Genomic DNA, 11981 nt, shown 5'->3' on the forward strand with positions numbered 1-11981 from the left:
GCGAGCCTGCGGTCGGCAACGCCCCACTGGCGGACCCGGTGTTCGAGCCGTCGGGTGGCGAGGGCGGCAGACACGGCGCCGGGGTAGCAGCACACCCCGCCTGAGCCGGCGCACACGACGGTGGTGCCGGGGCCCAGGCCCCACCCCCGTCGGCACCACTGCCGGATGCCCAAACACCCTTGGCAACGGGGCCACATTCTCGCGCCGCTGCACCTACCAGCCCCGGCACCAAACTCCGGGATCCCGCAGCAGGCCGAACACGTACCCTGCCTACCACAGTTCCGGATACCGCCCACGATGCTCGCCCACCATCTGCGCCACCCGCACGACCAACAACCCCGCCAGCGGCCCACTCCCCTACGGATACCCCAGCCCCGAGAGCAACACCAGCGCCTCACTAACAACCTGATGCCTCAAGGTCGCGGCGCTGTCATCCCCCGCCGCACGCCCGCGAGCACTTCATCAGCCAGCAGGGCTACAGGCGACGCGCGCCTGAGCACGTTCCACTGAAACTGGAACCCCTGAATCTTCCCTGCATCATGCAACCCGGCCCAGAACGCAACCACCGACCGCGCCTCACCGGGCGCCACCCCTAGCCCCCCGGCGACCGCCCGTTGCTGCCAGGAACCCGCCCACAACGCCCCAGCCACCACACCCGTACCCATCAGCTGCCCAATCAACTCCCACCATCGACCTCTGACAAACTGTCCGCATGAGCCAGCGACGGCTGAGTCAACGAATTGCAAAGCCCCTCGAAAACCGCAGCTCATAGAGAGTTCTCCCCGCGCAGGCGGGGGTGGTCCGCAGAGCGTTCGACGCGGTCCGTATGCGGGAGGGTTCTCCCCGCGCAGGCGGGGGTGGTCCGTGGGGCCCTTCCTGAGCCTCTTCGACGCGGTCGTTCTCCCCGCGCAGGCGGGGGTGGTCCGGATGGGCCCCAGTAGGCGCGGTTTCCGGCCGCGTTCTCCCCGCGCAGGCGGGGGTGGTCCGGCCGGTTGGTCGGGTACGAGACGCCGTACCCGGTTCTCCCCGCGCAGGCGGGGGTGGTCCGACAGGTCGGAGCAGCGGGCGCTTCCTGCTCGCGTTCTCCCCGCGCAGGCGGGGATGGTCCGCCCGGCAGGGCAGGTACGCCGCCCGGTCCGCGGTTCTCCCCGCGCAGGCGGGGGTGGTCCGCCGGGACGGGCAATCTTGCAGGTTTGCAGGTGGTTCTCCCCGCGCAGGCGGGGGTGGTCCGCTGGGCCAACTGCTCGCGCCTGTCCTCCAGTTGTTCTCCCCTCGCAGGCGTCCGTACGCCACTGGTTCTCCCCGCGCAGGAGGGGTGGTCCGGCCGACGCGGTCTACCGGGCTGGTACGGCGTCGTTCTCCCAGAGCAGGCGGGGGTGGTCCGCTGCTGATGACCATCATGTTCCTCCTCGGCGTGTTCTCCCCGCGCAGGCAGGGGTGGTCCGCCGCTGTACCCCGGTGACGACAACCCAGATTATTTCTCCCAGCGCAGGTTGGGGTGGTCCGACGACTTGTCTGGCGATCCCGGCCATCCTCGTGTTCTCCTCGCGCAGGTGGGGGTCGTCCAGGTGGGAGGTTGCTGGCCTTGGTGAGGTTGAGGGGCTTCCTGGGTGAGTGGTTCGTCGGGGCCCGCGGCTCCCTGGGGTTTCGGCGAATGGTCCGCGGGCTACCGGTGGGCCGAGCTGTACCGCTTGGGCCTGGATCGACTGGGAGCACCAGGGAGGAGAGCTGGACCGGGCGCGGTGTGCGGTCGGCTCGTTCAGCATGTGGGTCGGAGAAGGGGCTCCTCGTAGGGGTGAATCCTGTAGATCCCGGCGGCGGAAGCCCGGAAGGTTACGGCCGACTGCTGTGTCGAATTGTCCGGGTGGTTGGGTGGGCGTCGCTGAGGTGTGTTGTGTTGTGGATGGTCGAGGGCCTGGCTCGTGGGCTGCCGCTGCCTACGCAACGCTGCGCGCCTCCTTGCTGGTGGTGAGTTGACGGGGACTCGTCTGTCGGCTCTGCCCCCGGTAAGTCCGCCACGGACCTGCTGGTCCTGGGTCTGCGCAGCGTGGCGACCGTGTCTCGACCGTCGGCTGCGGGAGGTGTTCAGTGTGGGCCCTCGCCCCCGCCGGAGAAGGTCAGCCTGGACGACCAGTCAGGTGTTCGCCACTCGCACCCGGTGTTAGCGCACTGCGTCGCGGTTGTCGCAGCGTTGGGAGCAGTAGCGCCGGCGGCCGGTCGGTGAGGTGTCGGCGAAAGCCGTGTTGCACTCGGGCACCTCGCAGCGCCGTAGGCGGTGCATGCCCCGGCCGGCCAGGTGTGGTGTGGTGCCGACCGTGAACAGGGTGAACAGTACGGAGCCCAGAGGCTGTTCCGCGTACCGGTAGAGGAGATGCCAGCCGGTGCCGTCGTGGAAGGTCGGCCTTGGGTACGCGGCAGCCTCGGCCAGCATTTGGGTGAGCAGGTCGGCGCGCTCGTCGTCCCCGTCGGCATCGACGAGCCTCTCCCAGGCGTCCAGGGCAGTCCGGGTGCGGTCCAGATCGTCCCCTGTTGCCGGGCTCTCCGGAACCAGCCCGGCGGCGCGGCAGCGGTCCGCCAGTTCGTCCACGGTTTCGGGACGGTGGTTGGCCAGGTCCGCGGCCAGGTTCATCGCGTCTTCGCCGTCCTCGACCCCTGGCGCCGTCGCTGGATCGTGCTGGGCATCGCCGCCGTTACCCAGGCCCCGTCCGGGTTCTTCGTGGCTGGCATCGGAGCGCTCGGTATCTGCCTTCGGAGTGCCTTGTACCTCGGAACGGCGCAGCTGGGGCTGTTGGTGGCCGGCGCGCTGCTGGATCGCTACAGCGAGCCGGCAGGCCGGGCTGCCGCTGGGGGCGGGGCTCGCCTCGGCCGTACTCCCCTTCGTCGCCCGGGAGTTCGGCTGGCGGGCTACTCTGCCGGGCGGTGGCTTCGTCGCGCTGCTCGGATCCGGGCTCTTCGTGGGCTGCTACCGTCCAGCACCAGCGCTCTCGTATCGCAGGACAAGGGACCGTCCGCGCCGCTCGCCGCTCAGCTTCGCGCACGCCTGCGCATGCTCCGCGAACCGTCCACCGTGAAAGGTCATGCTGTCGGGAACCAGCCTGATCTCCGTGCAGTGCGGCGTGGGCGTCTTGACCGTGCTCCACCTCCACCAGATGTCCTTGGTCGACGCCGGAACAGCGGCTCTCGTTCTCGTGGACTCCCAGGCCGCCGGGGCCCTGGGCCGCATATCCCTGGCGGCCTGGAGTGACCGGAGCCGTACCGGGCGCTATGTCATCGTGCTGGTCTGCATGGTCGCCGTCGTCGCCGGGCCGGCCGTCCTGATGACACCGACGCGCGCCGGTCGTCGCTTCCGGCGTCTTCGTCCGGCTCGGCTTCTTCGGATTCGGGTGGTACGGCCCCTGGGTCGCCTACGTCACCGAAGCGGCCCCACCGGGCAGGACCGGCGTCGCCCTGGCAGTCACGGCCAACGCGGAACGCCGCACCCGCTGATGGGCCTCGCCCTGTCCCTGGTGCGACGGCTGCCGGAAAGCGGGAGCCGGCACGCGGACTTCAGTCGCACTGAGGGGGCGAAACGGGATTCGGCCGACCCGCCTCGCACTCGGCGCGATGGGACCCGACCGCGCGCGCCAGCAGCTCGTGGAGCGTGGTGCGCTCCTCCGGGGTGAGGGCGCGGAGAAGCTCGTCCTCGACTCCCCCGAGTCGTACCTGAGCCGCCTCCAGTGCCGCTGCGCCGTCCCTGGAGAGCTCGACGATGTGGCGCCGGCGGTCGGCCGGGTCGCGGCGGCGGATCGTCAGCCCGCGTCCTTCGAGGTCGTTGAGGAGTCCGACGACGTTGCTCGGATCCAGCCCGAGCACCTCCCCGAGCGCCTGCTGGCTCATCGCCCCCCGGTCGCTCAGCAGGGTGAGGGCGATCAGCTGCCGGTGGCGCAGGCCGCCCGCCTCGGTCGACGCGTCGGCGGCGCGTCGGCCCATCCGCGCGAGATGAACGATCAGCGGCATCGACTGGCCCTCGAAGGTCGTCCGCTCGCTCTCCATGGGGCGCATCCTACCCCGTACATCAATCATTGGTAATCTGAAACGATTCGCCTTACGGTAATGATCCCTTGAACACCATGTGGAGGTACGTATGCCCAAACTGAAGATCATCGTCGGAACCACCCGCCCGACCAGGGTCGCGGACCAGGTGGCGCCCTGGGTGGCGTCCGTGGCCGCCGCCCACGGGAGCTTCGACGTGGAGGTGCTGGACCTGAGGGACTGGCCGCTCCCCTTCTTCTCCGAGCACTTCGGCACCTTGGGCGACATGAACGACCCCACGTACTCCGAGCCGCTCGTCAAGGCGTGGAACGCGGCCATCAAGGGCGCGGACGCGTACATCGTGGTGACCAGCGAGTACAACCACAGCGTTCCGGGCGTCCTGAAGAACGCCATCGACACCGTCTGGGCGTCCAACGCCTTCCGCAACAAGCCCGTCGCCGCCGTCGGCTACAGCGCGGGCATCGGCGGCGGGATACGGGCCATCGAGCACCTCGCCCAGATCGTCGTGGAGACGGAGGCCGTGCCCCTGCGCAACAGCGTCGTGATTCCCTTCGCCCACGACGCCTTCGACGACACCGGCCGTCCCACGAGCCCCGTCACTCACGCGGCTCTCGACGTCCTTCTCGACGATCTGGCGTGGTGGTCGGCCGCCCTGGAGCAGGCGCGCACGGCGGGCGAACTGCCGCCGGGCCGAGCCCGGCTGCGCGACGCGATCGACAAGGCCCGGGCCGCCGCGAGCCCGGTGGCCTGACCTCCTCCCCCGCCGAAGGACCGGCGGCCCACACCGGCGCGGCCGGCGAAAGTGAGAACTCCCATGTCAGATGCCCTCTCCCAGGCCCCTGAGACGGCCGACACCGCAGCCCCCGGTGCCCTACTCGGGCCGTACCCCGGGCCGCTGGTGGTCCTGGTGAAACTGCGTACCCGGCCCGACAAGATCACCGCGGCGCGGCAGGCCCTGGAGAAGATCACCGAACCGACCCGGGCCAACCCGGACTGCCTGGAGCTGCGCGTCTTCCAGGACCGGGACGACCCGCGGTCATTCACCCTCCTGGAGCATTGGACCAGCCTCGAAGCCAACCAGGCCCACGCTGCACGTGACTACATGGCGGAATACATGGCCGCCAAGGACGAGATCTTCGAAGACATCTCCGGCGAGTTCATCCAGGAGCTCGACCCGCCGACGCCCGCGGCCTGAGCCACTCCACCCCCCGACACCCGTGTCCTGAGCCGGGCGGCGCCGCCGCGCCGTGTTGTTTCGGTGGGGGGCCGCGGTGTGGCGGGGGGTGGTCGTCGTTATCCACGGACAAGCTGTCCCTGAATGCGGTGGCGGGAATCCGGCAGGCTGAGGGGGAAGCCCAAGATGTGTCTCAGCAGGCTGTGTGAAGGAGCCGATCGATATGGCCAGGACCACGTACGAGATCCCCGACCAGGCCGGGAAGCTGGCCGTGGTGACCGGTGCGAGTGACGGGCTGGGGTTGCAGATCGCCGTACGGCTCGCCTCGGCGGGGGCGGAGCTGGTGCTGCCGGTCCGTAACCGGGCCAAGGGCGCGGCGGCGGTCGAGCGTATCCGGGGCGCGGCGCCGCGTGCCAGGGTCACCATGAGGGACCTCGACCTCGGCTCCCTGGAGTCGGTGCGCGCCCTGGGCGACTCACTGCTCGCGGAGGGCCGGCCGGTCGACATCCTGATCAACAACGCCGCGGTCATGACCCCGCCGGCCCGGCACGAGACCCAGGACGGGTTCGAGTTGCAGTTCGGAACCAACTTCCTGGGCCACTTCGCGCTGACCGCCCGCATCTTCCCGCTGCTGCGCGAGGCATCCGCACGGGTGACGTCCCTGTCCGCGCTCGCGGCGCGTCTGGGGTCCTTCCAGTGGGACGACCTGCAATACCGGGGCACGTACAAGGCGATGAAGGCGTACGGACAGTCCAAGCTGGCCCAGATGCTCTTCGCACTCGAACTGGACCGGCGCAGCCGCGCCGCCGGCTGGGGCATCGTGTCCAACACCGCGCACCCGGGCCTGACGGTGACCAACCTGCAGACCTCGGGATGGAACATGGGCACGAACAAGATCAGTATGCGTACGAAGAGCTTCCGGGCGGCCCCGAGGGTCCTCCCGTTCCTGGTCCAGTGGCCCGAGACCGGGGCCCTGCCCACGCTCTACGCGGCGACCGGCCCCGACGCGCGGGGCGGCGCCTTCTACGGCCCCGACGGCTTCGGCCACCTCACCGGCGGACCCGCCGAGCAACCCCTCTACAAGACCGCCGAGGACCCCGACGCGGCACGCCGGATCTGGGCCGAGGCCGAACGACTGACCCAGGTCGGCTTCCCGGCGGTCCCGGCGGCCCACTGACCATGGACCGCGACCAACTCGCCGACTTCCTGCGCACCCGCCGGGAAGCACTGCAACCCGAGGACGTGGGTCTGCCCCGGGGCAGACGCCGGCGCACCGGCGGACTGCGCCGCGAGGAGGTCGCGGCCCTGTGCGGCATGTCGGCCGACTACTACAGCCGGATCGAGCAGCACCGCGGCAGCCGCCCCTCCGAACCCATGCTCGCCGCCATCGCCCGGGGCCTGCACCTGTCGCTGGACGAGCGCGACCACCTGTTCCGCCTGGCCGGATACCCCACACCCGCCCGCGAGCTGCGCATGGAACACGTCGACACCGGCCTCATGCGCGTGCTGGACCGGCTCCAGGACACTCCGGCGCAGGTGGTCACCAGCCTCGGCGAAACCCTGCTCCAGACCCCGCCGGCGGTCGCGCTGCTCGGCGACGAGACCGGCTACACCGGGCTCGACCGCAGCATGTTCCACCGGTGGTTCACCCGCCCCGAAACCCGCCGGATCTATCCGCGCGAGGACCACGACGCGCACAGCCGGGCCTTCACCGCCGACCTGCGCTCCCTCGCCGCCCGCCACGGTCCCGCCAGCCGGGCCGCCGACCTCGCGCGCGGGCTCCTCGACACCAGCCCCGAGTTCGCCCGGCTCTGGAGCGAGCACGAGATCACCGCCGAGCGCGGCCACCTCAAGCGCGTCAGGACCGCCGAACTCGGCGTGATCGAGGTGTACTGCCAGATGCTTTTCGACCTCGACCAGGACCAGGCCCTCCTCATCTTCACGGCCACACCCGGCAGCGAGAGTCACGAAAAGCTCCAACTGCTCTCCGTGATCGGCGCCCAGCAACTCCCCACCCGGCCATGAGGAGTTGTCAGGCGGCGGGGGGGCGGGTCGTGATGCCCGCGACGATGAGGTCGACGCCGGCGACGAACTGCGCGCGGTCGTCATGGGCGAGGCCCTGGTCCGCGAGCGCCCGGGTGAAGGGGTAGTCCTCGGGACTGAGCTGCTTCCATGCCTCCGCGACGGTGTCCAGGTAGACGCCGCGGTCGGCTTCCGGTCCGAGATCCCGGGCCCGTACGAGGTTCGCGGCGTTCTGTCCCGCGGCGCCGAGGATGTAGTGCATCAGGGCGGACGTCGCGGTGAACCACCTGCTCGCCGGTACGTCCAGCGCGTACACCTCGCGGCCGATGGCCTCGAAGAGGCGGGTGGTCACCGGGCTGGCGGGGTGGTGGGAGAGCTGGGCGGTGAGCTGGGGGGCGAGCCACGGGTGCCTCTCGACGGCGTCGAAGAGGCCGAGGCCGACGTCGTGGAGCCGCCCGGGCGTCCCGGTCGTCCCCGCCGTCCCCGCCGTCCCTGCCGTCCCGGTCGTCCCCGCCCTTCCTGGGGCCAGCGCGACGGTGACGGCATGGTCCGTGGCCGCCGCCAGCAGTTCGGTCTTGCCGGCCACGTGCCAGTAGATCGCCCCGGGGCCGGTGGCCAGGCGTTCGCTCAGCGCCCGGAAGGTCAGTCCGCCTTCGCCTGACGTGTCCAGCAGGTCGACGGCGGCGTCGACGATCTGCTCGCGGGAGAGGGGACTGGTACGCCGCTCGGGCTTCTTGCGCGTCGGTGGTGTCACACCGCCATTTTGACATGACTGGAGCGCCGTTCCATACTCGCAATGGAACGACATTCCAGTGACGGTGGACAACAGGCCCGCACGGGACGCCCCGCCGTGAGACGAGAAGAGGAATCATGGCTCTGCAGGATCAGCCCGCGTACCTCATCAAGATGCGCGCCAGGCCCGGACTCGGCGACAAGCTGTTCGCTCTGGCCACGGAAGGGATGGAGAAGTCGGGATCCTCCGACCGGTTCATCCTCGTCCGCGAGGACGCCGACCCCGACGTGCTGTGGAACATGGAGGTGTTCCGGAGCGAGGAGGCCAAGGCCGCGTACGAGAACAGCCCCCTCGCCGACGAGCTGCGCGGCGAGATCATCGGCCTCCTCGCCGAACCGCCGGCGCGGATCGAGGTCCACCCGTACTCCGCTCTGCCCGCCGACCCGGCCTGAGGGTGTGAGGACACGCGGCACGGTCGTCAGGTCATGGTCGGGGGCGCGCTCATCGCCGCCGCCAGGAAGGTGATGGCCCAGTGCCGGGCCGTCTCACCCCCCGCCGGGACCAGGCCCGCCGGGGGGTGGCGGTTGTAGGCGTCGACGCGGTCCACCGCCGTCACGGCGAGGATCCCCCGCATCCGGAACCACAGCTCCTCCTGGGAAAGGCCGGGCAGTGCGCGCCCGAAGGCCGCCAGGTACCGGTCGCGGACCTCGTTCTCGGCCGGGCCGGTCCAGCCGCGCATCTCCTCGGCCGGGTCGCCGATGATCGTCACGATCAGCCGGGACGTCCGGGCGCCGCCCTCGTCACCGGCCGGCATCCCGTCGAACAGCGGCCCCGCGAACGCCTCCACCAGCGCGGCGACCGTCGGAGCCCGGGGCCCGGCGAGCAGCCGGTCGAGCCCGGCGGTCTGCGCGGCGTTGATGGGCCCGATCACGCGGCGCACGACCTCGGCCAGCAGCTCGGCCTTCGAGCCGAAGTGGTACGCGACGGCGGCCAGGTTCGCTCCGGCGAGGTCCGTGATCGCGCGGACCGAGGTGCCCCGGAAACCGCGCTCGGCGAACAGGTGCTCGGCCGCGTCGAGGATCTGGGTGCGGGTGTCACGTGACGCCATGGGTGCGTACTATACATACGTTTGATTCAAACGGACGTATGATTGGTGCGTACGCGCAGAAGTGGGTGCCATGAAAGTGCTCGTGTACGGCGCCGGGGTGCTCGGCAGCCTGTTGTCCGCCCGGCTGTACGAGGCCGGGCACGACGTCTCGCTGCTCGCCCGGGGTGAGCGCCTGGCCGCCCTGCGGCAGTACGGCGTGCAACTGGCCGAGGAGGACAGCCCGGCCGTCAGGCGGGTGCCGGTGCCGGTGGTCGAGAACCCGGCCGGCGGGTACGACCTGATCGCCGTCCTCGTCCGCACCCATCAGGTGGACGCGGTGCTGGAGTCGCTCGCCGGTCTTGGGGGCGATGTCCTGTTCCTGCTCAACTGGGCGGGCGGCGCCGAGCCGTTGGGCACGGTGATCGGCCACGAGCGGGTGCTGCTCGGCTTCCCCGCCGCCGGCGGGACGATGGACGGCGACGTGGTCCGCCACCGCGCGGCCCATGTCATGACCCGCCGGGTCGCGATGCCGGTCGGCGAGCCCGACGGCAGTACCACCCCGCGACTGGAGCGGATCGTGCGGGCGTTCCGCACCGCCGGGATCAACGCCAAGGCCGAGCCTCGGATGGATGCCTGGCTCAAGACGCACGCCGCGTTCGAGGTGCCGCTCGGGCAGGCGGTGCACGCGGCGGGCGGCCCGGTGGCGCTCGCCGGCGATCCGGACGCGGTCCGCGGGATGCTCCACCTCATGCGGGAGAACCTGGCCGCGCTGCCGGCGCCGCCGGTCCCGCGCGGGTTCGTTGTCTTGCGGACCCTGCCGGAAGGGACGCTCGTCGCCCTGTTGCGGCGCTTCCTGCGGAGCGCGACGGCCGTACACAGCGGGCTCAGCGACAGCTCCCCCGCGGCGGCGGCCGAACTCGACCGGCTGGCCGAGCAGATGCGGGCCTGGGTGAGGGCCGGCGGGCGATAGGCGGGCCACGGCGTGGTGCCGGTGCCGCTCGGTACGCCGGTGTGAGCGCCCGTGCTTGAACCCCGGCGCCCCCGGGGGCGCGGGCCCCTACCCCTTCCATGGCGCGGATGGGGCCAAGTGGGGCGAGTTACAGGCGAGTTCGTCCGGACGCCGGACGCGCACTGTCGTACTCCGTCGTATTTATCGGTTGTTTAACCGTCCTTGATAGCTATGCGTCTGCAAGGCACACCTCGGGGGAGGAAGCTGTGACATACCGGTGCGGACGCGTGGGCGTCCGCCGCCGGCCACGGCTGCCGGACCGCCCGGCGGCGACGAACGTCCTGTCGCCGCCGGGCCCGTGCCGACCCCGTGGCCCACCACGCTCCGTACACGGCCCGACCCCGCCACGGGCACGGCGTACGGCACGGCTTTCAGGGGGACCGAGGATGAACACGTACCACGTCGCGACGGACCGTCTCAATCCGGTGACGCTCCAGGTCACGACCTCCTATCTGGGTACGGTCGACCAGGACCACACGGACCGGGTCAGGGCCCTCGCCGACGGCGAGAGCGCCGGACGCGCCGTCAAAGAGGATCCAAGACAGCCGGGCGCGTTCATGGTGCTCCGTGAGGACGGTGGTCTCGACGTCTACTTCCCGGTGGACGCCGAGCCGTATGTCATTCGCGAGCCGGACCCGGACCCCGGGCCGGGCGGCGCGGACCTGGTCCGCCGTACTCCGACCGGTCCCGCCTACATCGAGGGCGCCCTCCGCTTCGGCGGACAGTCCGTCGGCGGTGCGCCGGACCGTCCGGACTCCGGCGCCCGCGTCACCTGGCACAGCACCGAATCACCGGCCGGGCGGGCGTACTTGTACTCGATCGCCGCCTACCTCATCCGCGTCGGAGCGGAGCCGCAGGTCATCTACGACCCGGTGTCCGACCTCCTGGGCCAGTTCGGGCCGCTCACCTCCTCCGGCCGCGCCTTACGGAACGACGGCTCCCGCCGCACCAACCGCGAGGGCATCGTGAACATCCAGGTCGAGGTGCTGGGCCGGGCCGCCTCACCGTGGACCAAGGGCTTCGTCCCGGCCGACCGCCCGAACTACCGCAGGCTCATCGCCGCGGCCCGTAAGCACGGCGTCCCGGACGTGTGGCCCGCCGGGAAGCCCGCCGCCAGCGCGAGTGCCGCGCGGCGCCCCCGCGAGATCTGGCAGAGCCGCGGCGGTCACTACAGCCACTCCCAGGTGCCCGGCAACGACCACTGGGACCCGGGCGGCATCAACACCGCGGTCGTTCCGGGCCCGTTGCCCGCCACGACGCCTTCGCGGCCGTCGACCGGGGGCGGGCCCCAGGGCGGCGGTTCGCAGGGCGCCGTCACGACGTACACGGTGAAGAAGGGCGACACACTGTCCGCCATCGCCGGCCGGTACGGGACGACGTGGCAGGTCCTGGCCCAGCTCAACGGGCTCAAGAAGCCGGACGAGGTCCGGGTCGGCCAGAAGCTGAAGCTGCCCGGGGCCGCCGCGCCGCAACCGGTCTACGAGCCCTTCCCCGGCACGGACTTCTTCCGCGCCGGACGCCGCAGCCCCGTCATCACAGCCCTGGGCCGGCGGCTGGTCGCGCTGGGCTTCGGCAAGCACTACACCAGCGGTCCGAGCCCGGAGTGGGGCATCGCCGACCAGCGGAACGTCGCCGAATTCCAGCTCTCCCGCGCGGAGTTGCGGGACGACGCGGACGGCGTTCCCGGCCCGAAGACCTGGGCGGCGCTCAAGGTGCCGAAGGTCTGACCGGTCCCAGGTCCGGCCGCTTCCGCCATGCGTCCGCGGAGAGCCGGGAGCCGAGAGCCCAGCGCCGGAAACGTTCCCCCCACACGGTTCCGCACATCCGCACACGCAGTTCCGGAAGCCCGCGCAACGGGTTTCCGTCAACACACACCACTATGGGGGTCGTTCCTGTGAAGCCGCTGTCCACGCCTGCCCGCCCA

General features: G+C 71.1%; 12 protein-coding genes and 1 CRISPR repeat array. Of the genes, 7 read left to right on the plus strand and 5 right to left on the minus strand.

Going from position 1 to position 11981, the window contains the following annotated elements:
* Positions 1-413 precede the first annotated feature (413 nt).
* The 3 genes from OG349_RS34765 to OG349_RS02440 all read right to left on the minus strand — a co-directional run bounded on the left by OG349_RS34765 (position 414) and on the right by OG349_RS02440 (position 4032).
* Positions 414-770: an HD domain-containing protein gene (locus OG349_RS34765; protein ID WP_442806186.1), complete on the minus strand. Its 357-nt coding sequence runs from the start codon at positions 768-770 to the stop codon at positions 414-416.
* Positions 771-775: 5 nt separating this feature from the next.
* A CRISPR array of direct repeats spans positions 776-1232; the repeat unit is 29 nt; unit sequence GTTCTCCCCGCGCAGGCGGGGGTGGTCCG.
* A 929-nt stretch (positions 1233-2161) separates the two neighbouring features.
* Positions 2162-2629 carry a CGNR zinc finger domain-containing protein gene (locus OG349_RS02435; RefSeq protein WP_327232983.1) on the minus strand — a complete coding sequence of 156 codons (468 nt, stop codon included), beginning with the start codon at positions 2627-2629 and terminating at the stop codon, positions 2162-2164.
* 917 nt (positions 2630-3546) lie between these two features.
* Complete coding sequence (locus OG349_RS02440; RefSeq protein WP_327232984.1) at positions 3547-4032, minus strand: MarR family winged helix-turn-helix transcriptional regulator; 486 nt, start codon at positions 4030-4032, stop codon at positions 3547-3549.
* Positions 4033-4123: 91 nt separating this feature from the next.
* Between OG349_RS02440 and OG349_RS02445 the strand changes: the two genes are divergently transcribed.
* The 4 genes from OG349_RS02445 (at position 4124) to OG349_RS02460 (ending at position 7231) form a co-directional block, all read left to right on the plus strand.
* Entirely contained in the window at positions 4124-4783 is a 660-nt protein-coding gene (locus tag OG349_RS02445) for an NADPH-dependent FMN reductase (protein ID WP_327232985.1), read from the plus strand.
* 63 nt (positions 4784-4846) lie between these two features.
* The gene (locus OG349_RS02450) at positions 4847-5227 is read left to right on the plus strand and encodes a putative quinol monooxygenase (RefSeq protein WP_327232986.1); all 381 of its coding nucleotides are present in this window, start codon (positions 4847-4849) and stop codon (positions 5225-5227) included.
* Positions 5228-5429: 202 nt separating this feature from the next.
* Entirely contained in the window at positions 5430-6383 is a 954-nt protein-coding gene (locus tag OG349_RS02455) for an SDR family oxidoreductase (protein ID WP_327232987.1), read from the plus strand.
* Between the two features lie 2 nt (positions 6384-6385).
* Complete coding sequence (locus tag OG349_RS02460) at positions 6386-7231, plus strand: helix-turn-helix transcriptional regulator (RefSeq protein ID WP_327232988.1); 846 nt, start codon at positions 6386-6388, stop codon at positions 7229-7231.
* Positions 7232-7238: 7 nt separating this feature from the next.
* Here OG349_RS02460 and OG349_RS02465 read toward each other — a convergent pair whose 3' ends face one another.
* A complete protein-coding gene (locus OG349_RS02465; RefSeq protein WP_327232989.1) occupies positions 7239-7982 on the minus strand; it encodes a TetR/AcrR family transcriptional regulator in 744 nt (247 codons plus the stop codon).
* Between the two features lie 116 nt (positions 7983-8098).
* Between OG349_RS02465 and OG349_RS02470 the strand changes: the two genes are divergently transcribed.
* Positions 8099-8413 carry a putative quinol monooxygenase gene (locus OG349_RS02470; RefSeq protein ID WP_327232990.1) on the plus strand — a complete coding sequence of 105 codons (315 nt, stop codon included), beginning with the start codon at positions 8099-8101 and terminating at the stop codon, positions 8411-8413.
* A 26-nt stretch (positions 8414-8439) separates the two neighbouring features.
* On the opposite strand, the gene OG349_RS02475 is transcribed toward OG349_RS02470, so the two are convergent.
* On the minus strand, positions 8440-9069 hold the full coding sequence (locus OG349_RS02475; RefSeq protein WP_327232991.1) for a TetR/AcrR family transcriptional regulator: 630 nt from the start codon (positions 9067-9069) through the stop codon (positions 8440-8442).
* A gap of 70 nt (positions 9070-9139) precedes the next feature.
* Here OG349_RS02475 and OG349_RS02480 point away from each other — a divergent pair, with 70 nt between their 5' ends.
* Together OG349_RS02480 and OG349_RS02485 are read left to right on the plus strand one after the other, a co-directional pair.
* Positions 9140-10018 carry a ketopantoate reductase family protein gene (locus OG349_RS02480; protein WP_327232992.1) on the plus strand — a complete coding sequence of 293 codons (879 nt, stop codon included), beginning with the start codon at positions 9140-9142 and terminating at the stop codon, positions 10016-10018.
* Between the two features lie 425 nt (positions 10019-10443).
* Positions 10444-11784, plus strand: coding sequence for a peptidoglycan-binding protein (locus tag OG349_RS02485; protein ID WP_327232993.1), 1341 nt, complete (start codon positions 10444-10446; stop codon positions 11782-11784).
* The last annotated feature ends 197 nt before the right edge of the window (positions 11785-11981 follow it).

Source organism: Streptomyces sp. NBC_01317 (genome assembly GCF_035961655.1).
In the GTDB taxonomy this organism is placed as follows: Bacteria; Actinomycetota; Actinomycetes; order Streptomycetales; family Streptomycetaceae; genus Streptomyces.